Origin of the sequence: Mucilaginibacter sp. CAU 1740 (assembly GCF_039839285.1) — a bacterium.
Lineage (GTDB): Bacteria > Bacteroidota > Bacteroidia > Sphingobacteriales > Sphingobacteriaceae > Mucilaginibacter.
Window position 1 is genome coordinate 96,405 of record NZ_JBDOQS010000002.1, and the last position, 26,509, is coordinate 122,913.

At 43.2% G+C, this 26,509-nt stretch carries 21 protein-coding genes and 2 tRNA genes; 9 read left to right on the forward strand and 14 right to left on the reverse strand.

The genetic code is table 11. From position 1 onward, the window contains the following. The first annotated feature begins 98 nt into the window (after positions 1 to 98). Both mutS and AAFN85_RS04875 read left to right on the forward strand, forming a co-directional pair. Positions 99 to 2,708 carry a DNA mismatch repair protein MutS gene (gene mutS / locus AAFN85_RS04870; RefSeq protein ID WP_347525849.1) on the forward strand — a complete coding sequence of 870 codons (2,610 nt, stop codon included), beginning with the start codon at positions 99 to 101 and terminating at the stop codon, positions 2,706 to 2,708. A gap of 331 nt (positions 2,709 to 3,039) precedes the next feature. Next, positions 3,040 to 3,612 (forward strand): C40 family peptidase, encoded by a 573-nt coding sequence (locus AAFN85_RS04875; protein WP_347525850.1) that lies wholly within the window; start codon positions 3,040 to 3,042, stop codon positions 3,610 to 3,612. 44 nt (positions 3,613 to 3,656) lie between these two features. On the opposite strand, the gene AAFN85_RS04880 is transcribed toward AAFN85_RS04875, so the two are convergent. Further along, positions 3,657 to 3,911, reverse strand: a complete 255-nt coding sequence (locus AAFN85_RS04880) for a hypothetical protein (protein ID WP_347525851.1) — start codon at positions 3,909 to 3,911, stop codon at positions 3,657 to 3,659. Positions 3,912 to 4,173: 262 nt separating this feature from the next. Between AAFN85_RS04880 and AAFN85_RS04885 the strand changes: the two genes are divergently transcribed. After that, a complete protein-coding gene (locus AAFN85_RS04885) occupies positions 4,174 to 4,302 on the forward strand; it encodes a hypothetical protein (RefSeq protein ID WP_347525852.1) in 129 nt (42 codons plus the stop codon). Here the strand turns inward: AAFN85_RS04885 and AAFN85_RS04890 are convergent. Continuing rightward, a complete protein-coding gene (locus tag AAFN85_RS04890) occupies positions 4,289 to 6,199 on the reverse strand; it encodes a DUF3857 domain-containing protein (RefSeq protein ID WP_347525853.1) in 1,911 nt (636 codons plus the stop codon). The genes AAFN85_RS04885 and AAFN85_RS04890 overlap by 14 nt on opposite strands. Beyond that, positions 6,199 to 8,172: a DUF3857 domain-containing protein gene (locus AAFN85_RS04895; RefSeq protein ID WP_347525854.1), complete on the reverse strand. Its 1,974-nt coding sequence runs from the start codon at positions 8,170 to 8,172 to the stop codon at positions 6,199 to 6,201. Before AAFN85_RS04895 ends, AAFN85_RS04890 begins: the two co-directional genes overlap by 1 nt. 126 nt (positions 8,173 to 8,298) lie before the next feature. Between AAFN85_RS04895 and AAFN85_RS04900 the strand changes: the two genes are divergently transcribed. After that, positions 8,299 to 9,324, forward strand: coding sequence for an exonuclease domain-containing protein (locus AAFN85_RS04900; protein WP_347525855.1), 1,026 nt, complete (start codon positions 8,299 to 8,301; stop codon positions 9,322 to 9,324). A gap of 215 nt (positions 9,325 to 9,539) precedes the next feature. Here the strand turns inward: AAFN85_RS04900 and queG are convergent, their stop codons facing one another. Further along, positions 9,540 to 10,472: a tRNA epoxyqueuosine(34) reductase QueG gene (gene queG / locus AAFN85_RS04905; protein WP_347525856.1), complete on the reverse strand. Its 933-nt coding sequence runs from the start codon at positions 10,470 to 10,472 to the stop codon at positions 9,540 to 9,542. A gap of 171 nt (positions 10,473 to 10,643) precedes the next feature. Here queG and AAFN85_RS04910 point away from each other — a divergent pair, with 171 nt between their 5' ends. Beyond that, a complete protein-coding gene (locus AAFN85_RS04910; RefSeq protein ID WP_347525858.1) occupies positions 10,644 to 11,006 on the forward strand; it encodes an STAS/SEC14 domain-containing protein in 363 nt (120 codons plus the stop codon). 125 nt (positions 11,007 to 11,131) lie between these two features. Here the strand turns inward: AAFN85_RS04910 and AAFN85_RS04915 are convergent, their stop codons facing one another. From AAFN85_RS04915 to AAFN85_RS04960, 10 genes are all read right to left on the reverse strand, one after another. After that, positions 11,132 to 12,049 (reverse strand): polysaccharide deacetylase family protein, encoded by a 918-nt coding sequence (locus tag AAFN85_RS04915; RefSeq protein ID WP_347525859.1) that lies wholly within the window; start codon positions 12,047 to 12,049, stop codon positions 11,132 to 11,134. A gap of 230 nt (positions 12,050 to 12,279) precedes the next feature. Next, positions 12,280 to 13,473, reverse strand: coding sequence for a Gfo/Idh/MocA family oxidoreductase (locus tag AAFN85_RS04920; protein ID WP_347525860.1), 1,194 nt, complete (start codon positions 13,471 to 13,473; stop codon positions 12,280 to 12,282). Positions 13,474 to 13,509: 36 nt separating this feature from the next. After that, positions 13,510 to 14,532 carry a Holliday junction branch migration DNA helicase RuvB gene (gene ruvB, locus AAFN85_RS04925; RefSeq protein WP_347525861.1) on the reverse strand — a complete coding sequence of 341 codons (1,023 nt, stop codon included), beginning with the start codon at positions 14,530 to 14,532 and terminating at the stop codon, positions 13,510 to 13,512. Positions 14,533 to 14,686: 154 nt separating this feature from the next. Beyond that, the gene (locus tag AAFN85_RS04930) at positions 14,687 to 15,418 is read right to left on the reverse strand and encodes a polyprenol monophosphomannose synthase (protein ID WP_347525862.1); all 732 of its coding nucleotides are present in this window, start codon (positions 15,416 to 15,418) and stop codon (positions 14,687 to 14,689) included. A 112-nt stretch (positions 15,419 to 15,530) separates the two neighbouring features. Continuing rightward, positions 15,531 to 17,012 (reverse strand): MFS transporter, encoded by a 1,482-nt coding sequence (locus AAFN85_RS04935; RefSeq protein WP_347525863.1) that lies wholly within the window; start codon positions 17,010 to 17,012, stop codon positions 15,531 to 15,533. A gap of 122 nt (positions 17,013 to 17,134) precedes the next feature. After that, the gene (locus AAFN85_RS04940; protein WP_347525864.1) at positions 17,135 to 18,061 is read right to left on the reverse strand and encodes a hypothetical protein; all 927 of its coding nucleotides are present in this window, start codon (positions 18,059 to 18,061) and stop codon (positions 17,135 to 17,137) included. Positions 18,062 to 18,201: 140 nt separating this feature from the next. Then, on the reverse strand, positions 18,202 to 19,380 hold the full coding sequence (locus AAFN85_RS04945) for an acetyl-CoA C-acyltransferase (protein WP_347525866.1): 1,179 nt from the start codon (positions 19,378 to 19,380) through the stop codon (positions 18,202 to 18,204). Positions 19,381 to 19,800: 420 nt separating this feature from the next. Continuing rightward, positions 19,801 to 19,971 (reverse strand): Arc family DNA binding domain-containing protein, encoded by a 171-nt coding sequence (locus tag AAFN85_RS04950; RefSeq protein ID WP_347525868.1) that lies wholly within the window; start codon positions 19,969 to 19,971, stop codon positions 19,801 to 19,803. A 1-nt stretch (position 19,972) separates the two neighbouring features. Next, positions 19,973 to 20,500, reverse strand: coding sequence for a hypothetical protein (locus AAFN85_RS04955; RefSeq protein ID WP_347525870.1), 528 nt, complete (start codon positions 20,498 to 20,500; stop codon positions 19,973 to 19,975). Positions 20,501 to 20,504: 4 nt separating this feature from the next. Further along, complete coding sequence (locus tag AAFN85_RS04960) at positions 20,505 to 21,362, reverse strand: SPFH domain-containing protein (RefSeq protein ID WP_347525871.1); 858 nt, start codon at positions 21,360 to 21,362, stop codon at positions 20,505 to 20,507. Between the two features lie 114 nt (positions 21,363 to 21,476). Here AAFN85_RS04960 and AAFN85_RS04965 point away from each other — a divergent pair, with 114 nt between their 5' ends. The 4 genes from AAFN85_RS04965 to AAFN85_RS04980 all read left to right on the forward strand — a co-directional run bounded on the left by AAFN85_RS04965 (position 21,477) and on the right by AAFN85_RS04980 (position 26,448). After that, positions 21,477 to 23,546, forward strand: a complete 2,070-nt coding sequence (locus AAFN85_RS04965; protein WP_347525873.1) for an HDIG domain-containing metalloprotein — start codon at positions 21,477 to 21,479, stop codon at positions 23,544 to 23,546. An 87-nt stretch (positions 23,547 to 23,633) separates the two neighbouring features. Continuing rightward, a tRNA-Ser gene (locus AAFN85_RS04970) sits at positions 23,634 to 23,720 on the forward strand. A gap of 43 nt (positions 23,721 to 23,763) precedes the next feature. Then, positions 23,764 to 23,850, forward strand: a tRNA-Ser gene (locus tag AAFN85_RS04975). A gap of 105 nt (positions 23,851 to 23,955) precedes the next feature. Beyond that, positions 23,956 to 26,448 (forward strand): WG repeat-containing protein, encoded by a 2,493-nt coding sequence (locus AAFN85_RS04980; RefSeq protein WP_347525875.1) that lies wholly within the window; start codon positions 23,956 to 23,958, stop codon positions 26,446 to 26,448. Positions 26,449 to 26,509: the final 61 nt, after the last annotated feature.

Sequence of the window (26,509 nt, forward strand, 5' to 3'; positions counted from 1 at the left end):
AAGATCATGCATATTCCACATCCTTCCAAATTTTCCACAATCCCATAAAACCCCTGTCAATGCATTAACTTAGCCGATTAATTATAAGGATAAACCACTTGGCTAAAGATACTACCAAAGAGACCCCCTTAATGCAGCAATACAACGCCATAAAGGTGAAGTACCCCGGTGCTTTGCTGTTGTTTAGGGTGGGCGATTTTTACGAAACGTTTGGCGAAGATGCCGTTAAAGCCGCCGGTATTTTAGGCATTGTACTTACCCGCCGGGCCAATGGCGCGGCTACACATATTGAGTTGGCCGGCTTCCCGCACCACTCGTTGGATACCTACCTGCCTAAACTGGTTAGGGCGGGGCAGCGTGTGGCCATTTGCGATCAGCTGGAAGATCCTAAAACTACCAAAACTATCGTTAAACGTGGTGTAACCGAACTGGTTACCCCCGGCGTAGCTACCAACGATAATATCCTGAACCAAAAAAGCAATAACTACCTTGCTTCCCTGCATTTTGAAAAAAACACTATAGGCATTGCCCTCATAGATATCTCCACAGGTGAGTTCATGACCGCCCAGGGCAACAGCGATTATATTGACAAGCTGCTGCAAAGTTTTTCGCCAAGTGAGGTGATCTACCCTAAAAGCCGTACGCGCGATTTTAAAGATACCTACGGCGACCGCTTTTATACCTACGCCCTCGACGAGTGGCCGTACAGCGGCGATTACGCTAACGAGACCCTGCTTAAACACTTCGGCGTAAAATCGCTTAAAGGTTTTGGTATTGATAAATTAAACCTGGGCATTATTGCTGCAGGTGTGGCTATCCACTATTTAAACGAAACAGAGCACCGTAACCTGGGCCATATTTCGGCAATCAGCAGGATTGAAGAAGACAGGTATCTATGGCTGGATAGGTTCAGTATCCGCAACCTGGAGCTGGTGGGTTCGGCTAACGAAAACGCTATGACCTTGGTTGATGTGCTTGACCATACCTGTTCACCTATGGGCGCACGTTTGCTACGCCGCTGGATAGTGATGCCATTAAAGCAGATCAAAGCTATTAACGATCGTCTTGGCGTAGTTGAATACCTGATAGGTAACGAAGAACTACGCGAAGAACTGCTGCAATACCTACGCCAGATAGGCGACCTGGAAAGGTTGATCTCGAAGATAGGTCTGCAAAAAGCCAACCCGCGTGAGGTTTGTCAGCTCAAAAAAGCATTGACAGCCATAGCGCAGATCAAACGCATAGCCGAAAGTTCGGAAAGCGCTCCTTTAAGAGCGATAGGTGAGCAATTAAACCCCTGCGCACTAATCTGCGAAAAAATAGAACGTGAGTTAAATCCCGAGCCTCCGGTAATGCTGGTTAAAGGCTCGGTAATGAACGATGGTGTTAATGAAGAACTTGACCGCCTGCGTAAAATAGCTTTCGGTGGTAAAGGATATTTACTGGAAATCCAAAAGCGTGAAGCCGAATTAACCGGCATCCCATCGCTTAAAGTATCATTCAATAACGTTTTCGGTTACTATTTGGAGGTTACCCATTCACACCGGGATAAGGTGCCAACCGAGTGGATCCGTAAGCAGACACTGGTCAATGCCGAGCGCTACATTACACCCGAACTTAAAGAATACGAAGAGCAAATATTAGGTGCCGAAGAAAAGATCCTGGCGCTCGAAACGCGGTTGTATAATGATTTGCTGTATTCGCTTGCCGAATATATCAAACCTATCCAGCTTAACGCTCAGCTAATAGCCCGGTTAGATGTGTTGCTTAACTTTGCAACTATCTCTATAAAAAACTACTACGTTAAGCCCGAAATAAACGAAAGTAAAGTACTTGATATAGCAGGTGGCCGCCATCCGGTTATCGAGAAAAACCTGCCGATAGGCGAGGAGTACATCACCAACAGTGTTTACCTCGATTCGGAAACGCAGCAGATCATCATCATCACCGGCCCCAATATGGCAGGTAAATCGGCCTTGTTAAGGCAAACCGGTTTGATCGTATTAATGGCCCAGATGGGTTGTTTTGTACCCGCTAAAGCTGCTACAATAGGTTTGGTGGATAAGATCTTTACCAGGGTAGGAGCATCGGATAACCTGTCATCCGGCGAATCTACCTTCATGGTGGAGATGAATGAAACTGCCAGTATCCTCAATAACCTATCCGATAGGAGTTTGATCCTGCTGGATGAGATCGGTCGTGGAACTTCAACTTATGATGGTATCTCCATAGCCTGGTCCATTGCCGAATACCTGCATAATCATCCAACGGCAAGGGCTAAAACACTGTTCGCTACGCACTATCACGAGCTTAACGAATTGAGCAATTCATTTGGTCGTATTAAAAACTTCAATGTATCGGTTAAAGAGGTTGGTCAGCAGATCATCTTTCTACGTAAGCTGGTACCTGGCGGCAGCGAGCATAGCTTCGGGATCCACGTAGCTAAATTGGCTGGTATGCCTACAAAAGTGTTGAGCCGTGCTAATGAGATCTTGAAGAAACTGGAAAACGAACGCACCGGCGGCGAGCATATTAAGGAAAGTATCCGCAAAGTGCAGAAACAAGCCGTACAAATGCAGATGTTTTCGATAGATGATCCCGTACTGGTAAAGATCCGTGATACCCTAAACAACCTCGACGTAAATACTTTAACCCCTGTTGAAGCCTTGATGAAACTGGATGAGATACAAAGGGTGGTGAAGAGCTGATTTTAATAAAAAGAAACGTCATTGCGAGGCACGAAGCAATCACCAATTAGCAGGTCCACTCTGTATAGTTCGCGATTGCTTCGTATCAGCTCATAAGATAATTAAAAGCGGGTCATGCTGAGCCTGTCGAAGCATGGTGGGCAGGGCCTCTGCGCACGACTCTTCGACAAGCTCAGAGTGACAGTCACGCCCACCAAATGTATTACTTCATTCAGAGACGGCTTTTTACTTACCAACAGTCACATTTATTCCAAAAAAAAGTAAACTCACAAGTGTGGATATGTTGGTAACAACTGGCTACTATTTTTGAAGTTTGTGCTAATTTTACTTTATGACTATCCCGTTTCCCCGGTTATACTATTATTTATTGTTATTTGCTTCTGTTGCTGTTTTGGCATCGTGCCATAGCCGTAAAGCTGCCATGCGCGGCAACCCTGGCGATGTTGTGGTGCCTTCGGCAGATATCGCTTCTAAATATGCCGATATAATGAATGTTAACCGCGGTGATATCCAAAACGGGAGGTTATATGCCTTTATTGACCAATGGATGGGCACGCCGTATAAATTTGGTGGACTGGATAAAGATGGGGTGGATTGTTCTGGCCTTACCTTCCTGCTGGAGCAACAGGTTTACGGCATCACCATCCCCCGCAACACCAGCAAGCAGATCACCGTTATTAAACGGAAATACGAAGAAGACCTGAAAGAAGGTGACCTGGTGTTTTTTGACTTCGACGGTAAACAGTTTAGCCACGTAGGGGTTTACCTGCAAAATGGCTATGTGGTACACGCCAGTTCGCGCAGAGGGGTGATAATTGTACGCTTGCGCGATCCATCAATGTACAAATACTTCTCAAGAGCTGGCTCTATCGAATACGCGCCCACAACAAGCACAGGTAATTGAGTTGCTTATGCCAGATTTATGCTATCTGGATCTGATTGCTAAGATTACTTTTCGTTGATACTTATGCTTCCACCCCGATCAGTTTTTTTGTAGATGTCTATCATGATCATTACATGGGTGTTGCCATATTGATAGAATATAGAAGGCCCATTTCCATCTTTTAAAATAAGTGGATACTTGATCTGCTTTATCAACTCGTAAATGTAAGCCTTGTTCTTGCTTGTGTAAATCACGATCTTCCCGTCATAATCAACAATCTCTTCATTAGGTGTCAATTCTTTTTTGATAAGCCTGGGCATAGAATAGTGTTGAGGCGCGCTCTCAAAAAGAAAAGGCTTGCTGAGCAGATAGTTCGGATTTTTTTCTTTGAGCAGGTGGTGAAGGTTCTCAAATGTCAAACTCTGCCCGTATAAATTGATGCCGCAAAACAGGGTTATAACCAGCGCTATCGTTTTTTTTATGATAAGGAGGGATTTAAATTGGCGGGTTTTATTAATTCCTAATAAGCGTTTTCGGATGCCCCGCCAATCTTTATTTATAATTCAATATTTTTGTCGTGCTATGCCCCAAAACAAACCCGACTATTCATTCTGGACAAAATATAAACGCTTTGCCGGTAACGAGATCATGCTTTACGTTATTATGGTTATTGGCATCATCCTCGGCATTGTAATTATCAGTTACCTTTAGTAAGGGTTATATTGCGGCCATCGGCATCCATAACCGATTGGTAAAAATCAACCAGTTCCTGGTAAGTATCTTTACTGTATGTACCGTCAATAAGCTGCAGGCTACGTTTGTATATCAGCTTATCTCCATTCACTGTAGTGGTAACTTCAAATTTACCGAATGGCTTTTCGATCAATACGTTCGCAGGGCGAACATCAACCTTGTATCCTGCCGGTAAAGCATAAGTTATCTCATCCTCATCGGTATAGCCGCGGTTAATATAGGTTTGATTACGGCGGTTACGTACTTCACGCAGGCCGCTGGTTACCCGGTTGGCAGGGTTTTCAACAAAAATAATTTTATCGCCGTTTACCGAGCCATAATCACGTGCCGAGATTTTAAGCGTTTCAGTAGTGTAAGGCTGCTCCGTTTTAAACTGCTTCAGATCAGAACTTTCAATATCCAGGTTATTTATCGGATAGATCTTTTTCAGGTCTTTAACCTGTTCTTTAACCGATTCGTAGATCACCTCATCACGGTTCTCGTAATTAGTGCCTTTAAAGTTGGTGGTCATCAGGCCCGAAAGTTCGCCATCGGCGTTAATAGCAAAGCTGGCTTTACGTTGTTCAAGATTGGCTTGCGCGGTATATTTGGGCGTATGCAGTAATTTGCCGCCTTGTGGCGTGCAGGCCAGTACAGTACGGTCGTCTGTGAAATTACCCAAAAAACCGAAAGGCATATTCTGGCTGGTACACTCTAAAAAGGTAGTATCGTTTTTAAATGGAAGGCACAAAATAACGTGGTTACCCTGATCAATGCTCGCAAAATCGGGCAGTAAGCTTACTTTCGAGCTGCCGGCTTGTACCACGCAATAGTACGAATCAATATCAACCGCTTTCAATAACGATTGTGTATAGTTAACCAAAGCCTTGCAATCGCCATAGTTTTGCTGATCAACATCAGATGCCGGAAAAGGCTGTAAGTTTCCAATACCTACCGAAATGTTGATGTAATGCGTTTTACCTTGCATATACTCGTAAATTTTACGGGCTTTTGCTTTAGGCGTAGTTTCAGATGCGGTAAGCTCTTTCAGCTTAGCTACGGTTACCGGCGATAGCACCTGCCTGCCCGCATTCAGTTTATCATATTGCCATTGCCCAAGCTCTTTCCAGTTTGTAAACGAGCCATCTACGCCACGGTATATAAACTTTTCGGGTACTATTTTAACACTTGGCATTATTGTTCTCTTGATAGGGCTGTAAGGCTCATACTTTAAAGCCTTCAGGTTACTTATTTGCCAGGTATATGTTTTAAGTCCCTGTTTATTAGTGCCCGTAACTACAGATGAAGGGATATTAGTTTCCTTATACCTGATCTTGAAATCGGGCTTGCAGATAAAAGTATAAGAGCTTTTTTCAACAGCAACCCCGTCCGATCCGATGGGCGTCCAGTCTTCAAAATCAAGCGTTTGTTTTTGCTTTACATCATATTCATAGCTTATGGTGTAAGGATAATCGGCTATTTTGGGCTGGTAATGTTTTATTTTCAGATCGGTAAAAAGCGAGAAGCCATCATGCCCGCTGTCATCGTCAAAATCACTCTCCGAAAATTTGCCCGTTGGTTTACCCCATTGGTTATAAACAATTCCTTTTATATCCTTTATAACCTTGCTTTTATCATGCCATATAGCAATATCGGCTTCATCATCGCCATTTTTATTTAAAACGGTTATAGCTTTTTTAACGTGGTAATAGGTATTGTCGAGGTCTTTAACCTCGATAGTTACTTCTTCGGTGCGCACTATGGCGCTGGCATAAGGCATCAGATCTTTCGAAATGAGCGATACATCATAATTGTCCTGCGCTTTAACACAGGTGGCAGCACAAAATATAAACAGGGTGGATAAAAGCGTTTTCATTATTTTTTCTTGAAGATCATATCGCCTTTTTCGGCAAGAATGATCTTGTTAAAAAGCTCTTTGAGGTAAGGGTATTCGGCCGAATCATAAACCGATTTGTTAAACTGGGTAATGTTTGAAAAAGTAAAGGTATTGTTATCCTGGGTATCAAACGTGGTAACAAACATGCCGCCTTTATTTGGCAACGCGAATGCCACTACCTGTGGCGGCGTTTCAATAACGTATTGCGCAGGCAGGTGCATTACCAATACCAGCCTTTTATCAGATGCGAAAGCCCAGTCGACAGGGTAATCACGTTCGGCCAGTTTGAAAGGGTTGGTAGTGCGTTTTTCCCACAAAAATGGATTGAACGAAAGCTTTTCATGATTGGTATTGTCAAACGCCTCTATCTCTACATTAAAAACCTCTTTCAGAGGGCTTTCAAGGCTATCCAGGTTAGTGATCTCTGATTTTAGCACTTTAAGCTTAGGTTGTTTTTCGTCAAAATCTTCAACATACTCATCTACTGTGTTGAATTTCCTGATCGCTTTACGTTTTTCATAAGCATCATAGCCTTTGTAGTAGTTGGTAACGGTGCCCTTTAACTTGCCATTATCAAGCAAGGTAAGATCAAACGTATGGGTTGTAGCTGCTTTTTGCTGCGTGTTAAGATCTATCCAGTACGATGGTTTATTAAGGCTGATCACCCTGCCTTTATCGTTAACGCATCTAAAGGGTAGCAAACCGAATGAAAGCAGCGGATCGGTAGCATCAAGCAGGTAGGTTTTATCGCCTATGGTAAGCCTCGCAACCACATAATTAAAATCAGAAAGCACCGGGTAAAGGGTATTTACGGCACCGTGATCGCGGGTTGAAAGTAAAACAGCTTCGGCATTAAGGCCAGCAGCACTAAGGGCCGTTATAAGTGTGAGGTTAATATCCGCTATGCTACCGGTATGCGTATCAAGCGCTTTTTTTATACCATCGTTACTGTAAATACCAATGTAGTCGTTCCATTTTATTTGTTTTTTTACCCAGGCATAAACGGTTTGCGCTTTATCAAGTTCGTCGGTTTTACCGGCTATAAGGGGAGTTATCCTTTCTTTAAGTAAACTGGTACGTTTTAGCTGCGAGCCAAACGAATCAGAATTTTTTAGCTGACGGTCAACATCACTCCACTCCTTGGTTACTACGGTTTTAACGTTGGTATATGGGTTGGTATATTCAACCAATTCAAAATATATGGCCGATAGAAAGTTTTTGCGCGCCGTCATATAATCTTCCTCAACAAAGGCAGGGATATCCTTCATTTGATAAGTCATATGTGAGCAATCGGCCTTTGCTCCGCCCGATGAAAAGCACTCACGCTGTAGCTCAGAATCACTTTTACTAAGCTTTAACGATCCGCGAATAGAGGCATTGAACCACCAGAAGCCGGGAATGTGTGTCTCGTATTGTGAGTTCACTTTCGGGATATCATCCTGGAATGTCCATCCCCTAAAGTCGTACCAATACGGCGAAATAAGTTCGTATTTAAATTCAACAACGCAGCCGGGACGTAGCGCGGGCATCGCGAATTTTACTGTGCTGCCATACTTGTAATCTTTAACGGTAAAAACCTTTTTAGGATCAAGCTCTGTTTTTTGAAGGATGCCGTTATCATCTTTATAGTAGGTGGTACCTGTAACGTTGCCAACTTCTTCACCACTATCCTCGCTAATATGGATAGGGATCTCGATTGTGCCGTGGGTTAGGCCTTCTTTGTTGAATATTTTGATCTTTGCGTGATAGGTAAATATAAGCCTGATGTGATCATTTACCTCATCTATCCGGGTGTTGCCAAATTCATCCAAAAAAACCGCGTTAGCCTGCGGCTCCTTGTTGTATTTTACCATATCGATCTCCTGGTCGGTAATTCCGGGCGCAAAATCCTGCGCATAGGCTATATTTGATAAACCAATAGAAATGAGTACAATAAGAAGAAATTTATTCATATAACTTGTGATAATTAGGGATACCTCAAAATAAATAATAAATCGGGATATTAAATGAATTAAAAAATTTATTGTGCTGATTAATTTTAGGAGATTTGCAACCTTTGCATCTCTCATTACTAACAAATGAAATTAAAACTAAAACGCCCGCTGGCTTTCTTTGATCTTGAAACAACAGGTACCAATATCGGTGCCGACCGTATAGTTGAAATATCTGTTATCAAGCTTCACCCTGACGGCAGCGACGAGGTGAAAACCTGGCGTGTACATCCTGGCATCCCTATTCCGCTCGAATCATCATTAGTGCACGGAATTTATGATGAGCATATCCAAAACGAAAAATACTTTAAAGAGCTTGGGCAGGATGTGGCCGATTTTATTGGCGAGAGCGATCTGGCAGGATACAACTCCAACAAGTTTGATATCCCGATGCTGATGGAAGAGTTTTTACGCGCCGGAGTATCATTTACGTTAGATGCGCGCCATTTTGTTGATGTGCAGAACATTTTTCACCAAATGGAGCAGCGCACATTGAAAGCGGCTTACCAGTTTTACTGTAACAAAGCTATCGAGAACGCGCACTCCGCCGAGGCTGACACCCGTGCAACCATGGAGGTTTTATTGGCGCAGATTGAGCGTTATGAAAATGTAGAGTGGGAAGATAAAAAAGGAAATAGAACAGTGCCGGTTGTTGGTGACGTGGAAGCTTTACACGTGTTTACTAACCTGAGCAAACCGGTTGATTTTGCCGGCCGCATGGTTTATAACGAGCAAGGCGAAGAAACAATAAACTTTGGCAAGCATAAAGGCAAACGTGTAGAAGACGTATTGAACGCCGAGCCAAGTTACTACTCATGGATGATGCAGGGCGATTTTCCGCTGTACACCAAACGTAAACTGGAAGAGATCTACAACCGCTGGAATGCAAAACGCATAGCCGAACGCCAGGCCAATAAAGCTGCTCAGCCAAAACCTGCCGAGCAACCACAGGCAGCACCAAAAGCGGAATACCCAAAAAAGGAATACGTTAAGCCCGATCATACCCGTAACCAGCAATATCAAAACAAGCCTTACCAAAAAAAGGATGAACCCGCAAAGCCGGTTAATGAAGATATGTTACAGCAATTGGCTTTGAAATTTAAAAAAGGATAAGTAACACGGTTACGAAATAAAACCCAAATGTCATTTCGACGAACAGGAAGGGGATAGTGTGAGCGGGTGAGGAGAAATCTTCTACGCCCGGTTGCAAACTATTCAAAGCTGATTGGTTTGGCGCAGAAGATTTCTCTTTCGCCCCGTCGCTTAACCCCGCCGCTCTATCGAAATGACATTTATTGGTTTAAATGCCGTGCCAGTTGCCGCTGAATTTAGCTTTTTAAGAAATCGATATTCCTCGTCAATCCGCTGAATTTTGTGCGCTTTACCGCCGAGTTTTTAAAAACCTTTTGAAAAACATCCTGCGTAATATCCTGCCAGTCATCTTTTTTAAGATGCAGCAGTTCGGGGTGGGGGATGAAGGCCGGTTCATTGTTCAGTACCGAAAAACGGTTCCAAGGGCAAACATCCTGGCAAACATCACAGCCAAACATCCAGTTATCCATTTTGCCTTTAAATTCGGCAGGGATCTCATTTTTTAGTTCGATGGTGAGGTACGAAATGCAGCGGCTGCCATCAACCACATAGGGGCCTACAATCGCATCGGTAGGGCAGGCGTCGATACAATTGGTACAGGTGCCGCAATGATCTGCCGTGGGGGCTATATCGTATTCCAGCTCCAGATCAATGATCAGTTCGGCCAAAAAGAAAAATGAGCCGGCTTTTTTGTTAAGCAGGTTGCTGTTTTTACCTATCCAGCCCATTCCGGCCTTGCGTGCCCAGGCTTTATCCAAAACAGGTGCCGAATCAACAAAAGCCCTGCCGCCAACTTCACCAATTTTTTCGTTGATGATTTGCAGTAGCAGTTTTAGCTTATCCTTTATTACGGTGTGGTAATCCATCCCGTAAGCGTATTTAGATATTTTGGGTGCTGATGGATCGTTCTGTTGTTGATCTGTATAATAATTGATGCCGAGGGAAATAACCGATTTTGCACCATCAACCAGCAGGCGCGGATCGAGGCGCTTATCAAAATGGTTTTCCATATAGCCCATTTCGCCGTGCATGTTTTTGTTGAGCCAGGCCTCAAGGCGCGGGGCTTCCTCTTCCAGGAAATCGGCCTTGGCAATACCACAAAACAAAAAGCCAAGCTTTTGTGCCTCGCTTTTAATGAGTTGACTGTATGCCGATAGGTTTTGCCCCATGCTGCAAAGATACTATAAAATAGAATTTATCCGGGGAGAGGAGAGTGGTTTCAGAGGCTTTGACAAACACGGGCGAGGCTATTGCAACTATTTTGTTACCGCATACTAAGATGAAGAAATTAACTATTGGTGCAGTTTTTGTATTTACAATGAAATATAGGTTAAATAAACATGCTTGAGCATATAAGATATTTGCCATCGCATGTGTTAGGAATGCATGCGGTTGGCCATGTTACAAACGACGATTATGAACAAGCGTTACAGCCTTTACTTGAAGAAAAGGTAAAACGTGTTGGAAAGATCAATTTTTTGCTGATACTGGAAACCAATATAAAAAACTTTAGCGCCGGTGCCTGGTGCGGTAATATCCGACTGGGACTTAAATATTTTACCCGCTGGAATAAAGTGGCTGTAGTAACTGACCAGGAAGGTGTACGTGAATTTAGTCACCTTTTTAAGTATATTTTGCCCGGGCAATTTGAAGGTTATAAACTGGAAGATTTAGACGAAGCCGTAAAATGGGTAACTAAGTAACTCCCCTGCCTCCTAAAGGGGCGGAAGAGCGATAATTGAATATTAAATTATCAAAACAGAAAATGCCCGACGAAGTCGGGCATTTTCTGTTTTAAATATCTCCGCAAGCTTCCAATTCAGGGGGCTTAGAAGCTATTCCTGATGCTATTGCTCAAAGTTTTCGCGCTCCAGTAACCGCTATCCAAAATGCGGCGTACGGTCATCAATGGATCTGTTTGGTCGCGTTTATCAGCTAACTGGAAGGCCATTTTAAAGCCATGCTTGCGCAGTTCAGGCAAAGCGGCTTTGTTCCAGATACCGAATGGATAAGCGAAGTAATCCATTTTTTTACCGGTGATCTCTTCGAGGGTTTTGGTTGGTTTGTCAATTTGTGTAACCCAATCATCAACCGGACGGTTAGTTATTTTACCGTTTTTACCAATGATCTTTAAAGTTGAGGTATGTGAATAGCGGTCAACACGGTGGTGGTCCCAGGTATGGCTGGCTACTACGTTACCTTCGTCTGATAATTGTTTAACCTGCTCTTTGGTCATATAATGTGGACGGCCTAATGATACGGTCATCACAAAATAAACTGCTTTAAAGCCATACTTTTTAAGGGTAGGGTTGGCTATAGTGAACTGATCCAGATCGGTATCATCAAACGTTAACATGATAGGCTTTTTAGGCAATGCCGCGCCTTTGGTAAGGTATGCATACAACTGATCAGGCAGAATGGTATGGTAACCACTATCAGCAAGCATTTTGATGTGCTCTTTAAAAGCTGCAATTTGTACTATATAATCTTTAGCGTTTTTTGAATCGGTAGGTTTCCAGTCACGGATCTGGTGATAGCAAATAATAGGTACTTGTTTTCGGGCCAAAATGGCAGCAGCATCACCTTGTTGTCCAACAGCACTTGCCGGAGCCGGGTTTGCAGCTACGGGAGCTGCTGTAGTTGATTTATCTGCTGGTTTCGACTGGCATGATACCGCGCCGAAGGCGCAGATAGCCAATGCGGCTAAAGTTTGTTTTATCATATTATAGATTGGTTTTTCACTCATGTTAACGGCCGCTAAATTAATAATTATATAACATGCGTTAAATAAAATTAATTAGTAGTTGAGGGGGATTTCTTGAAAAATTTTGGGAGACATATAACACAGAAACGTCATTGCGAGGTACGAAGCAATCGCGGACTACACAGGGCGGACCTGCTTCCGTGCGATTGCTTTTCCCGAAGCAAGTTCGGGACAGGCTGTACCTTCAATGACGTCTTTTTTAGTAAATCGGACTACAAAACTATCCGTTTACCCTCTTTTATCGATCGCTTGGCTGCATCCAATATCTGCATCACAATCATATTATATTTTAGCGATGAGCGATCATACTCGGCACTTTTAAGCGGGTGCTGCAAGGCGTTGGTGAAGTAAGTTACCGGCGCTTCTTCAGGCACCGCCAATGGCGCGGCTACATAGTTGCGTGAGTGGTTATCAACCTTAAGCATAACATTGTCCTTATCAAAAGCGTGGATATATCCTTTAGCGCCGAAGATCTCCATATCCTTGATGCTGAAAGGCCAGTTCCATGACGCTTCGATCTGTCCGGTAGCATTTGGGTACTCGATCAGGATGGTAGCGTCATCCTCAACTTTAGGATACACGTTTGGTTTGTAATGGCGGGCGATGGCGGTAACAGCAATAGGACGTTGACCTTTCATTAGCCAGGTCATTAAATCGGCACCGTAGCAGCCAAAATCATTAAGGGCACCTGCACCGTTTAATACAGGGTCGGTAAGCCAGCTCAGGAAATCTTCGCTGCAGCCAATTTCTTTTGGCCCCTGGTGACCATCATGAACCACCATTTTGCGGATCATGCCAACACTATCAGCACGGACTGTATTGTAGGCATCCTGGAAAGATGGGTACCAGGTAGTTTCGTAGTTGGTTAAAACTTTGATGTAATATTTTAAAGCCAGAAACTCCATGCGTTTTGCCTGATCTAAAGTGGCAGCCAAAGGTTTCTCCACCATTACCGAGATACCAAGTGGTGCGCAGGTTTCAACAATATCAACGTGCTTTCCTACCTCGTTATAGCCTAAAACAATGGCTGGTTTACGGGTAATGCACATTTTTTTCAGATCATCAAAAAACAATGAATCGGGCAGGTTATAGGCCTTGCCGAATTTTTCCCATAGTTTTTTATTTGGCTCGGCAATGCCTACTATGTTTACGTTGCCTTTGCGGTATTCGCTTAATATCAGGTGGATATGGTCATGATTTAAGCCCATAATGCCAACTTTTAAAGTAGGCAAAGCTTTTTTTACAGGTACGGTGTCCTTTTTAGCTTTAAGCGAATCGTTGGGCAAGGTAACCGAAGTTGCCGGAGCAGGCGGGTTAACGGGCGGCGGCGGTGTGGTTTGCGCCGATGCCATGCCGCCTACTATAAGCGCAGCTGTGGTTAAGAAAAGTTTTAATTTAGTTTTCATGGTTGGATAGCGGGGATATGTTTATGTAGGTTTATTTCAAAACAAAGATGGGTTGCCGCCCAGTTTTATCTTACCTAAATGTTTGTAAGCGGCTTCGGTAGCTTCACGCCCACGGGCTGTGCGCATTAAAAAACCTTCCTGTATCAAAAATGGTTCGTACACCTCTTCAATTGTGCCTTCATCTTCACCAACCGCTGTAGCTACCGTTTTTAAACCAACAGGCCCGCCTTTAAACTTATCAATAATGGTGATCAGGATCTTGTTATCCATCTCATCAAGGCCATGGCTATCTACATTCAGGGCGTTCAAGGCGTATTGCGCTATTTCAGTATCAATTTGGCCGTTGCCTTTTATCTGGGCAAAATCGCGGGTACGGCGGAGCAGAGCATTGGCGATACGTGGGGTGCCACGGCTTCGGCGGGCAATTTCGTATGCGCCTTCATCGGTAATTGGTGTTTTTAATATCGATGCCGAACGCAGTACAATAGTAGTAAGCAGCTTACCATCATAATATTCCAGACGTGAGTTAATGCCAAACCTGGCCCTCAACGGTGCGGTGAGCAATCCCGAACGTGTAGTAGCACCAACAAGGGTAAAAGGGTTAAGTGAGATCTGTACCGAGCGCGCGTTAGGGCCGCTCTCCAGCATAATATCTATCTTAAAATCCTCCATGGCCGAGTACAGATACTCTTCAACCAACGGACTTAAGCGGTGGATCTCATCAATAAAAAGGATATCGCCGGTTTCGAGGTTGGTCAACAGACCAGCCAGATCGCCTGGTTTATCCAATACGGGGCCTGAAGTAATTTTGATACCCACACCCATCTCGTTGGCAATAATGTGCGATAGGGTAGTTTTACCCAAACCCGGAGGGCCGTGTAACAGTACATGGTCAAGCGCCTCGCCGCGCTGGCGGGCCGCCTGTACAAATATTTTTAAGTTGGCTAATATTTTATGCTGACCGGTAAAATCCTCAAACTGCTGCGGACGCAATACTTTTTCAATATCACGTTCGGTAGTACTGAGGCGTTCACGATTAGGATCAAGATTTTCGTTCATTGCCAACGAAATTAGTATTTATTTTTGATTTCGGATTTCGGATGTTCGATTTCGGATTTATATTTTAAAATCTTTACAAAAAAAAATGATTTCGGATTTACTCTGAATAAATCAAAATAAATCCGAAATCATAATTCCCAAATCCGAAATCAGATTATCCTTCCGGATATTTCCTGAAAATGCTGTTGATTTTCATCTGGATAACCCCCAGGAAAGCTTCACGGAAAATACTGGTCGACATTTTGGAGGTGCCGGCCGTGCGGTCGGTGAATATGATGGGGACTTCAACTACCTTAAAGCCATGTTTAAGGGTAGTGTATTTCATCTCTATCTGGAAGGCATAGCCTACAAATTTGATTTTATCCAGTTGTACCGTTTCAAGCACTTTGCGCTTGTAACACATAAAGCCCGCGGTTGAATCCTGGATGTTGATACCGGTTATAAAGCGAACGTAAACCGATGCGAAGTAACTCATCAGCACGCGGCTCATGGGCCAGTTAACAACGTTTACACCATTGATGTACCTTGAACCAATGGCCGAATCGGCACCATCGATACAAGCCTGCCTTAATTTGAGCAGATCATCCGGATTATGCGAAAAATCGGCATCCATCTCAAAAATGAAATCGTAATGGCGGGCTATGCACCATTTAAACCCGTGGATATAGGCCGTGCCGAGCCCTTGTTTACCGGCACGTTCTTCCATAAACAAGCTGCCTTCGTATTCCTGTTGCAGACTTTTAACGATCTGCGGCGTACCATCCGGCGATCCATCGTCAATAACGAGTATATGGAAATCGTGGGGTAGGGAAAACACTTTACGGATCATCCGTTCAATGTTTTCCTTCTCGTTGTATGTAGGTATTATGATTATGCTATCCGGCACTGAACAAATTCAAGTAAAATAAAAACAGCCAAAATTAATTCATTTAAACCGGCTCTGAAAATGAAAAAAAATCAAAGCGGTTTTATTTAACTGTATTTAACGCAAGTTGTTTCTATAAATTATTGGTATCGGCAATTACCTCGTTGTCGCTAACATACGGATCGGTAATGTAGTTCCTTTCCTTAAGGCGTGGTGCAACAAACATAAATATGATGATAAACACGCAGATGAAAGCAACAAAAAACCATTCGTAATTGGCGCCTTTAAGGTTTTTAGCCCACCAGCCGCCATCTTCAATAAGGCCGTTAACCGAAGCGGTGATCAGATTACCAAACGAAACAACCAGGAACCAAATGCCCGACATGGTGCTTTTCATTGATTTTGGAGAGTGGGTATAAGCATATTCCAAACCTGTAATTGATACCAAAACTTCCGCAGCCGACAATATTAAGAAGGCTAATACCTGCCACCACATTGATGGCGAACCACCATTATCAATGCTAACGTGTGTAAAGCCGATAACCACAAATGATAATGCTGTTAAAACCAAACCGGCACCAAGCCTGCGCAAAGGCGTTGTTTTCAGGCCTATTTTATCCAGGTTAGGATAGATCAAATAGTTGAAAAGCGGGATAAACAACAAAAGGAAAATAGTATTGAATGTAGACATCGAACCCGGCTCGATCATAAACGAGGTAAAACCAAGGTTAATATTACGGTCCATTTTTTCGGCGTAAAGTGTCCATTCCGAAAGGCACTGATCCCAAACGGCCCAAAACGCCAGCGCGAAAAAGAACACCGAAATTACACGGTAAACTGCTTTAACACCTTCAACACGTTCCGGATCGTAACTTTCTTTAGCGATATCAAGCAGTGATTGGCCTGGTTTCTTTTTGCTTAAATGGGTAAGCGCGTACCAGGTAATAAACACAAGGTTGTTTCTGTTTACGCCTTGCGGAGGTACTTTAACATATCTTTTGCGGCCCAGGAAAAATATCAGCGTAGCTAAACCCATCAAAATGCCGGGAACACCAAAAGCCCATTTAGGGCCATAATATTTGTAAATGGTAGGGATAGCAACCGTTGATAGCATTGAGCCGGCATTGATGCTAAAGTAAAACCAACCGTAAACTTTCGAGAGCAAGTCCTGGTTGCTGGCATCAAACTGATCGCCCACGTTGGCCGATACGCACGATTTGATACCACCCGCGCCGATAGCTACCACCAGCATACCAAACTCAAAACCATCAAGGCTTGTATCAAACATGGCCAGCAACAGGTGACCAAGGCAATACACCAACGAAACGTAAAGGATGAGTTTGTATTTTCCGGTAAACCAGTCGGCTATCATCCCGCCAACAAACGGCAAAGCGTAGGCCACCATTACAAATAAGTGATTTAGTTTATTGGCATGGGCATCAGCCTGTTGAGCCAGCGCTGCGCTACCTGTAGGGTTAAAAAATTGCTTTACCAAAAACAGGGTAAGGATTGAACGCATGCCGTAAAAGCTAAAGCGTTCGGCGGCTTCGTTGCCTATAATAAAAGGGACACTCTTGGGGAATCGCGACTTCGCCGAAGCGGTTTTTTCTTGCATTTAGTTAAATTAAAAAGTCCGTAAAAATAATATAAATCTTCTTATTCGAAATTTAATACCGAAAGTGTTACAATTTAAGTAATTAAAGCTGTGGTATAGAGTAGTTGGTTGCTATTTTATTCTTAATGGCCGGATGGAAGCGAAGCCCGGTCTTTAGCAGCCTGTTTTTTAGGGTCAACATAGTCAGTACCGGTAGCTGCATCCGTATTATCGGAGATATTGCGCATATCCAGGTTGTCGATGTGTAACCAGCGGCCATTTTTTAATTTATAACCATCATAGCTCATATCGGGCCCAAAGGTTTCTGGTTTGTTTTTCGCCTTAGGGTCTGGGGCTGTAAGGTGATCAAATACTATAAGGTTTTGATCGTGTACATATCTCAAAAGCATAGAAACCTGTCTGGCATATTCAAACACCACGCGCTTGCGGGTTTTACCGTTCCCATCGAAAACGGGCATGCCAAATTCTGGCTGGCCATTATTGAATGAAATAACATCGATAACTTTTTTGGTTGATTTTACGGTATTGCCCTTCCATCCCAGCAATACATAATAAGGTTTTGCCGCGTTTACCGGGATAATGTTGTAGTACATAGCCCCGTACCATTTGCGGTTATCGGTTACGGTATCTTCGGGGTTTTTCATTAAGGGCGAATAATCTTCAAGCGGGAACATTTTTAACTCTCCGCCGGTATTCATTTGCACGGTGCCGTAAAAGCGATAGCTGCCATCTAAATTCATAACAAGCCAGCTTAAAATTCTGAAACGCTTATCGGGCGAGGTTGTTATGCTGATGCTCTTAACAGAATCGAAAGGGAAAGCGAACGAGTTATCTACCCTTAAGGCTTGCACCAACGTGCGGATAAACTGGTAATTGGAGTTTTTACGCTCCAGGTCGTTCTCATCATTCACCATTTTTTTGCCTAAATGGGCAAGGCTATCCTGAAACATGTTGAGTTGCTTAAGCCGGTAGCCATCATCGCTGTGCTGGGCAAAAGTTTGTAAACAAAGCAGGATGGAGAAGATTGTTAGCGAGGTTCTTTTCGTCACAGTGTTTATCTGATAAATAATTATTATATACCATCCGTCATTGCGAGGTACGAAGCAATCCCCGATTAGCAGATCCGCCCTGTAAAGTTCGGGATTGCTTCGTGCCTCGCAATGACGTGATTTTTATGTTTTAATATAAATTAACGTAAATTTTCGATAACCATTGCGCTGGCACCGCCGCCGCCGTTACAAATACCAGCAGCGCCGTATTTACCGCCGTTTTGGTTCAGCACGTTTAAAAGGGTAACAATAATGCGCGCACCCGAAGCACCAAGCGGATGGCCTAAAGAAACCGCGCCGCCATTAATATTTACTTTTGCCGGATCAAGGTTCAAAGCCTGGTTGTTGGCTATTGATACTACCGAGAATGCCTCATTGATCTCAAAAAAATCGATATCACCGGTTTGCAAACCTGCCCGGTGCAGGGCTAAGGGGATAGCTTTTGATGGTGCGGTGGTAAACCATTCGGGTGCCTGCTGGGCATCGGCGTAGGATACTATCCTGGCCAATGGTTTAATGCCGAGTTCGTCGGCTTTTTCCCAGCTCATCAGCACAACGGCTGCCGCGCCGTCATTAATGGTTGAGGCATTGGCCGCGGTTACGGTTCCGTCTTTTTTAAAGACAGGCCTTAGGGTAGGGATCTTTTCAAATCTTACTGTTGATGGTTCTTCATCTTCGGTAAACATGGTGATTTCGCCTTTTTTATCTTTAAGGCCTACGGGGGTTATTTCGTCTTTAAATTTTCCGGTTGTTTGCGCTATCTGCGCGCGTTTGTATGATTCGATGGCGTAGGCATCCTGATCGTCGCGGGTAATATTGCAATCGGTAGCGCAAAGTTCGGCTGCCGAGCCCATGTGGTAGTCGTTATAAACATCCCAAAGGCCATCTTTTACCAATCCATCGGTAATTTCGCCGTGACCTAAGCGGTAGCCGTTGCGGGCTTTATCTAAATAGTAGGGCACGTTGCTCATGCTTTCCATACCACCGGCAACTACAATATCATTTTGCCCAAGTTCAATACTCTGAGCAGCCAGCATTATAGCTTTCATGCCCGATGCGCAAACTTTATTAACGGTAGTAGCGGGCAAATAGGGCAGCCCCGCAAATATAGCCGCCTGCGTAGCCGGTGCCTGCCCAATATTGGCCGACATTACGTTGCCCATATAAACTTCCTGCACCTGATCGGGCCGCAAACCCGCTTTTTCCACTGCCGATTTGATAACAGCCGCACCCAATTGCGTGGCGCTGATGGCTGCCAAACTGCCACCAAAACTGCCTATCGGAGTGCGTGTTGCTGCTACTATTACTACTTCTTTCATGTGTCCCTCATTAAAATTGGTGGCCAAATTTAATAATTAGAATGAAAGAAAATGCTATGCATGCATAATAAATTGTTTTTGGGGAGATTAGAGGTTGGAGGTTAGAGATTAGGGGAGAGCGATGGGTTTTAGCTGGGTAGTCGCTTTTGTTTTGAACTCGAATTAAACGAATCAAGGAATTACAGAATACTAAGCAAATTCGATAAATTATAATAATTCCCCAAATCACTAACCGTTGATCTTTTTTTTGATTACGTTGATTTGGCTGATTTTGTCTGAACCGTGATTTGGGGGGATTAAAAGATCATCGAAATTGTTTTCTGAACCGTGATTTGGGGAGATTTGCTTATCAAATCCCATAAATCCCCTAATCCCTCAAATCATGGTTCAGGCAACTGCAAACTGACAACTGCAAACTGCCTATTGCTGCTCCCCCTTCTTCTTCGCTCCCTTTTTCCGCGCAAGCAAGGCCTGTTGCAGTAGGTATTCAACCTGGCCGTTGGTGCTCCGAAATTCTTCGGCGGCCCAGGTTTCTATCTCCTTCAGCATTTCGGGGTTAATGCGTAATACAAATGCTTTCTTCTCCGCCATATCAACTCGCGGCCGCTGCTTCGGCCTGTTTTAACAATACTAAATTGATGCCCAGCAATGCCAGTAATGGCAAAGCAGGTAGGATTTTAACCGTTTCAAGATCAATGTGCACAATAAACGGGCGCGTCCGGCTCCAAAATTTAGTTTGCACATTTAATATATCGCCATATTGTTCGTTTACCCAACTGTAAGTGTGCGACAGGATCTTTTTGTTGTAAAAGGTTGCCGCGAAACCGCTGTTCAAATCCAGGTTTATCTTACGGCATAACAACTGAGGCGTAACCATACCTATCTCCACATTGCTGGGTTGTTCAACAACAAACTTACGGCTTAACCAGCCTTTGCGTTTTATGATCCAACTGCCTGTGGCGGTCTCTAATAAACAGCTGCGTTTAAGGGCGCTGGTGTAGGTAAGCTTACCGTAGCTGAATTGGCCATCGGTAAGTTCATACCATGGTCGCCAAAAGCCATGCCTTAATACAGGTAGTTCGGTTACCCTAAGCTGATCAAAACTTCTGAAATATTCCATGTTATTAATGGTATAAAGTGCCTGTGTTAACAACCGGGTTTACTGCTTTATCGCCGCAAAGTACCACCAGCAGGTTGCTTACCATGGCCGCTTTTTTCTCTTCGTCAAGTTCTACAATGTTTTTTTCTGATAGCTTGTTCAGCGCCATCTCTACCATGCCAACCGCACCTTCAACAATCAGTCGGCGGGCAGCTATAATGGCCGATGCCTGTTGTACCTGCAACATAGAGTGTGCAATTTCGGGAGCGTAGGCCAAATGCGAAATGCGGGCTTCCAGTACTTCAATGCCGGCACGGTCAAGGCGTTCGTTCAGTTCCTTCTCCAACATTTGGCTTACCTGGTCGGCACCGCCGCGTAAGGTGATGGTAGCGGTTTCATCTTCCAGGTTATCATACGGGAACGAATTTGCCAGGTGCCTTACCGCGGCTTCACTCTGGATGTTTACGTATTGAATGTAGTTTTCTACCGCGAATACGGCCGCAGCTGTATCCTTAATTTGCCATACAATAACGGCTGCAATTTCTATCGGGTTACCAATGCTATCGTTCACTTTTAATTGCTGGCCATTAAGGTTGAATGCTTTTAAGGATACCTTCTTTTTGGTGGTGAAAGGGTTTACCCAAAAGAAGCCGTCTTTTTTTACGGTGCCAACATACTTGCCAAATAGGGTAAGCACCTTTGCTTCGTTCGGGTTTACGATGATGAGGCCTGGTAACACCAGTGCAAAATCGAGTATCAATAATATAACGCCGACTGCAATTTGTTCCAGCCAAAAACAAACAGCCGACACTGCCAATAATAGCAGGAATGAAATAAATGTAGCAAAGCCGGATGGCGGGTTGATGATTTTTTCGGGATTCATGATTTAGTTTGATTTTAAAATGATATCACAAAGATATCATAATTGATTTTACAAAAGCAAGAAAAACTGCATATAACAGAAACTTATATTATTTTTGGCAGGTTAAACACATCAATGGCAAAACTATCTACTTCGCGCCAAAAGGCTTTACTGCGCAAATATGCCCGTAACATTAAATATTTAATGATGTTGGCCAGTATAGCGCTGATCGTCTACTTTTTACCTAAGCAGGCAAAATTTAGCTATGAGCACGAAAAAGGCCGCATATGGAACCAGAAAGACCTGGTATCGCCCTACAATTTCGCCATCCTGAAAACCCCTCAAGAGATCATAAACGATCAGCGATCGGCCCTTGAAAGTGTAACCCCTATATACCAGTTGGACCCCAATGCAGGCAACGGCCAGATAGATGGTTTTAAAAATGATTTGGAGATAAAATGGCATAACGCGGGTATCAACGATAAGCTGAAGCCAAAATATATCAGCGCGGGTATTGATTTGCTTACCGAAATCTATCAGATAGGGGTATTTAAACCCAACGCCAAATACCAGCGCGGAACCGAAAATTACGCCATCCGCATACTAAACAAAAACGTAGCAACCGACCGCAACACCGGCGAACTATTCACCCGCGAAAAAGCGCTCACCTACAGTGATAAAGTTTTAAGCCGTCACACTGATCTGGATAAAGCTTTCCTACTCGATTTGATCAGCAACCGCCTGCAAAGCAACTTAAGTTTTGATAACAATCTTACATCGAGGTTGGAGAAGGAAGTGGTTGAAGGTCTTTCAACTACCCGGGGCATGGTGCAAAAAGGAGAGGTGATAGTTTACAAAGGTTCGGTGGTGAATGATGACGTGTATCAAAAGCTCGAATCGTTTAAGAAAGCCTTTGAGGATAATGCCCGTGTAAACGGCAACCGCAACCTGGTGTTGTTAGGTCAGTTTCTGTTGGTAGGTATAGCCATTACCTTGTTAATGATATTTCTTTACCTGTTCCGTAAGGATATTTATGCTGATAACCGTTTGGTGGGATTGATCTTATTGGTAATTACCGCAATGCTGGCTACGCTGAGTTTGGCTATCAAGCTGCAGTTCCCTACAAACCTATACTATATTCCTTATTGTATAGTGCCTATCATTATCCGTATTTTGTTTGATACCCGTTTGGCGCTTAACATCCATTTGCTGGTGGTGCTGATGGCCGGCTTTTTTGTACCTAACAGCTTTGAGTTTGCCTACTACGAGATAACGGCGGGTATGGTATCCATCTACAGTATCAAAAACCTGGTACGCCGCGAGCAGTTCCTGATCTCGGCCGTGATCATCATATTTACTTATTTCCTGGCCTTTTTAGGAATCACCTTTGTGCGCGAAGGCGATTTTATGAATATCGATTGGATGGAGTTTTTGCCGTTTGTAGTAAGCGTACTGCTCACCCTGCTGGCCTACCCGCTTATTTACCTGTTCGAAAAGATCTTTGCCATCACCTCCGAAATTACCCTTATTGAGCTTACCAACACCAACGCGCCTCTACTGCGCGAACTGGCTTTTAATGCTCCCGGCACCTTCCAACACTCGTTACAGGTAGCAAACCTTGCCGAAAATGCTATTTACGCGGTAGGTGGAAACGCGCTGCTGGTTAGGGCAGGGGCTTTGTATCACGATATCGGTAAAATGGAAAACCCGCTGTTTTTTATTGAGAACCAGGCATCGGGTTTTAATCCGCATGATAAACTGCCTTATGAGGAGAGCGCCCAGATCATTATCCGCCACGTAAGTCGCGGTATAGAGATGGCCCGGAAAGCAAACCTGCCCGAGGTAGTGGTCGATTTTATCCGCACGCACCATGGTAATACCCGGGTCGATTATTTTTACCAATCATCCCTCAAAAATTTCCCCGAAAAATTCATCAATGAGAACATTTTTCGCTATCCCGGCCCGATCCCTTTCACCAAAGAAGGCGCGGTTTTAATGCTTGCCGACTCGGTTGAGGCTGCCTCGCGCTCACTCAAAGAACCCGATGAAGAATCGATCAGTGTGCTGGTTGACCGGATAGTAAAATACAAGCTCGATCAAAATCAGCTGAAAGACAGTAATATAACTTTAAAAGATATTGAAACCATCAAAGCTATTTTTAAGCGGATGCTGATGAGTATTTATCACGTGAGGATAGATTATTAAAAATGTAATTTTTTTTTGAGGGGATAGTTGAATTGCTATATTTGCAGTCCCTGAAAAAAGGGAAACAATAGCTTAACAAAGTAAAACGGAGAGATGCCTGAGAGGCCGAAAGGAACAGTTTGCTAAACTGTCGTACTGGAAACGGTACCGAGGGTTCGAATCCCTCTCTCTCCGCAAAAGCCCCAAAAAGGGCTTTTTTTATTGGATGATACAACCTGGAGAGATGCCTGAGAGGCCGAAAGGATCAGTTTGCTAAACTGACGTACTGGAAACGGTACCGAGGGTTCGAATCCCTCTTTCTCCGCAAAATAGAGCCTGCAAATATCAATTGCGGGCTTTTTTATGGATTTAAAATGAAACCTGATAGGATTAGGTTATTTTTGTATCCTGTAATAGCTAAACCTTGATCATGAAAAAATCGCTGATTATTCCACTTGTTTTTCTTTGTAATATCGTTATTGCCCAGGTTCCTTCGGGGGCAATAAACCAACCGGATATTGGTGTTGATATTCCTGTACCTGCCGAAGGAACAGGAAAGCGGACCGCAGGATATTATCAAAAAGATGGCAAATACGGTTTTGTTGATTTGCATGGCAATAAGCTACCTGCTATTTACAATAAGATCGATTTTAGTTCGAGCGGCTTTATTATCCAAAAAGGCGGTTATTATGGCATAGCCGATAAACAGGGCCAGGAAATTGGCAAAATTGAATACGATAGCATCGGAGCGCCTTATCAAGCTGCTTATATCGTTAAAAAAGGAATTAAATATGGAACGCTTTCTGCCGATGGTGTTAAGATCCTTTCCGTAAAATATGATCGTATCCTCTCATCAGGTAGTGTTATTTCATTTACTCAGGCTTCAAATGGCCAGATCCAGATGATTTTCAATGAGCAGGAGAAAGCTTTTTCTTCCAAAATAGAATATGCCGCGCTTTACGCTAATTTAACTATTATAAAAACTAATGGAAAGTTCGCTATAGTAAAAAAGCAAATGGTTACCCAGCTTAATTGCGATAGCGTTTTTGTTACTAATGCACAGGTAAATACCATTGTTCCCCGAACCAGGCCTGTTGTTAAAAGAAAGTGGCCTGTTGATAAATCAAGTATTTACACAAACGTCACGTTTCTTACCCTACAAAAAGATAATAAGTATGGCCTGGCCGATAGTGACGGAGCGATCATTTATCCTGCCGATAATGACGCTGTGTATGCCAACGATTTACTTAGATATTGTACGGTAAAAAAGGGGAATTTATACGGCATATATTTCATCAACGGAAAAACGAAAACCGCGATAGAGTTTGAGAAAGTATATACAGATGGACTTGGATTTGTGATGGCAAGCAAAAACCAGAAAAGCGGGGTGTTTGATTTGCAGGGAAAACAAATAGTGCCGTTTGAGTATGATGCCGATTATATTATGCAGTACCGGGGGGGCTTTGGAGTTAAGAAAAAAAATAAGAAAGGTATTGTAGGTAAAGATGGAACAGTATTGGTGCCTCCAGTTTACGACGATGTTGATCCTTTTTACGATAGTAGCCTTGATGGACTTGTAAAGGTGAAATCAGGCGATAAATATGGTATCGTAACTATGAAGGGAAAAACGATCATCCCGGTACAGTTTGATTGGCTTGGAGAAGAAAAAGGCCTTTTGAAGGTTTTAACGGCCGATAAAAAAGTTGGGCTTTATGATAAGAGCGGTAAAGTAGTTATACCTGCAGAATACCTTTGGATTACGGATAGCGATACCGAAAACAGTAATATCATTGTTTTAAAAAGGCAGGATAACACTTATAATTTTTTAAATAAAGACACAAAGCAGGTATTGTTAAAAGAAAATGTAAGCGATTATGGTTATATTATTAATCAAGATGGCTTATTAAATCCATTTGCATCAAACAATAAACATTTGTTGTTTGTAAAAGGCAAAAACGGCAAGTTGGGCCTTTTGAACGAAGTTACCGGTTTATTGGACGTACCTATCGTTTACGATGATATTATGCAGCGTTTTGATGGCGGATCTCGCCAGTATTTCACTGTGAGAAGCGGAAAAAAGTACGGCTTGATAGATGAAGTAAACAAGCAGGTAATTCCTTTTTTGTACGATGCGATCAATATAGATTTGATGGATAAGGTTTCTGCTTCATATTCGGTTATTGTAGCCAGAGGAAAGAAGTTTGGTACCGTTAACCTGGAAAATAAGCAGCAGATACCATTTCAATATGATGATTTGCAATGTATTGGGTATACTGGTTTATACAAGGCGAAGGTGGGTGCTTATTTTCAGGTTATTAATGATAAAAATGAGGTTATCAATAAAGGTCCGTTTGATGAGGTGGCAAACTTTGAAGGAGATCGCCAGTCTGGCTTGCGGGCGCTAACTTTTTATAAAGGGCAAATGAGGGTTATTGATGAGAGTGGAAAATTCATTGCCGGTCAGGTTGCAATGTTGCCGCATAATGGCTATAAAACTTTTGATGAGCTGAAATGGGCGCTTATTAAAGCTCTTGATAGTAAAGACGATGTGTTGCTTAAAGATTTTGCGGAGAAAATAGCTCCGTCTGCCCATATACTGTTTTATTTAAAGGTAAACGTTTTTACCAAGCAGTCGCTTCAGTATACAAACATCGACGCGATAAAAGAAAAATATTATAACGATTTGTTAAAGTTTAAGCTTGGTAAATGGAATCAAACCTCTGGATATTCATATAAGCGGTCTTCGTTAACGGATGTTACAGATTATACGCTTTATCGGGGCGAATTTGTAACTAATGAAAGGAGAGCCGATCATGCTTTTGGCGATACACGTTTTTTGGAGAAGCTGTTGCGCAACGCTATTAAAGTTAATGGCTATTGGATCAGCACTTATTTTATGGATCCACGCTTTGATCGTTATTAAGCCGGTGATAAGCTTTTTAGAAAATTGAATAAAGATCACATCTTAATTTAAAGATTCATAG

What these genes read in the sequence shown, in the direction of transcription:
- AAFN85_RS04885 (WP_347525852.1), top strand. Translation starts at nt 4,174, where the DNA reads ATGCCCCAAAACAAACCCGACTATTCATTCTGGACAAAATATAAACGC.
- queG (WP_347525856.1), bottom strand. Translation starts at nt 10,472, where the DNA reads ATGGGGCAAAACCTATCGGCATACAGTCAACTCATTAAAAGCGAGGCA.
- AAFN85_RS04890 (WP_347525853.1), bottom strand. Translation starts at nt 6,199, where the DNA reads ATGAAAACGCTTTTATCCACCCTGTTTATATTTTGTGCTGCCACCTGT.
- ruvB (WP_347525861.1), bottom strand. Translation starts at nt 14,532, where the DNA reads ATGAACGAAAATCTTGATCCTAATCGTGAACGCCTCAGTACTACCGAA.
- AAFN85_RS04965 (WP_347525873.1), top strand. Translation starts at nt 21,477, where the DNA reads ATGGCAAAACTATCTACTTCGCGCCAAAAGGCTTTACTGCGCAAATAT.
- AAFN85_RS04950 (WP_347525868.1), bottom strand. Translation starts at nt 19,971, where the DNA reads ATGGCGGAGAAGAAAGCATTTGTATTACGCATTAACCCCGAAATGCTG.
- AAFN85_RS04915 (WP_347525859.1), bottom strand. Translation starts at nt 12,049, where the DNA reads ATGAGTGAAAAACCAATCTATAATATGATAAAACAAACTTTAGCCGCA.
- AAFN85_RS04945 (WP_347525866.1), bottom strand. Translation starts at nt 19,380, where the DNA reads ATGAAAGAAGTAGTAATAGTAGCAGCAACACGCACTCCGATAGGCAGT.
- AAFN85_RS04880 (WP_347525851.1), bottom strand. Translation starts at nt 3,911, where the DNA reads ATGCCCAGGCTTATCAAAAAAGAATTGACACCTAATGAAGAGATTGTT.
- AAFN85_RS04960 (WP_347525871.1), bottom strand. Translation starts at nt 21,362, where the DNA reads ATGAATCCCGAAAAAATCATCAACCCGCCATCCGGCTTTGCTACATTT.
- AAFN85_RS04920 (WP_347525860.1), bottom strand. Translation starts at nt 13,473, where the DNA reads ATGAAAACTAAATTAAAACTTTTCTTAACCACAGCTGCGCTTATAGTA.
- AAFN85_RS04875 (WP_347525850.1), top strand. Translation starts at nt 3,040, where the DNA reads ATGACTATCCCGTTTCCCCGGTTATACTATTATTTATTGTTATTTGCT.
- AAFN85_RS04980 (WP_347525875.1), top strand. Translation starts at nt 23,956, where the DNA reads ATGAAAAAATCGCTGATTATTCCACTTGTTTTTCTTTGTAATATCGTT.
- AAFN85_RS04900 (WP_347525855.1), top strand. Translation starts at nt 8,299, where the DNA reads ATGAAATTAAAACTAAAACGCCCGCTGGCTTTCTTTGATCTTGAAACA.
- AAFN85_RS04910 (WP_347525858.1), top strand. Translation starts at nt 10,644, where the DNA reads ATGCTTGAGCATATAAGATATTTGCCATCGCATGTGTTAGGAATGCAT.
- AAFN85_RS04935 (WP_347525863.1), bottom strand. Translation starts at nt 17,012, where the DNA reads ATGCAAGAAAAAACCGCTTCGGCGAAGTCGCGATTCCCCAAGAGTGTC.
- AAFN85_RS04895 (WP_347525854.1), bottom strand. Translation starts at nt 8,172, where the DNA reads ATGAATAAATTTCTTCTTATTGTACTCATTTCTATTGGTTTATCAAAT.
- AAFN85_RS04955 (WP_347525870.1), bottom strand. Translation starts at nt 20,500, where the DNA reads ATGGAATATTTCAGAAGTTTTGATCAGCTTAGGGTAACCGAACTACCT.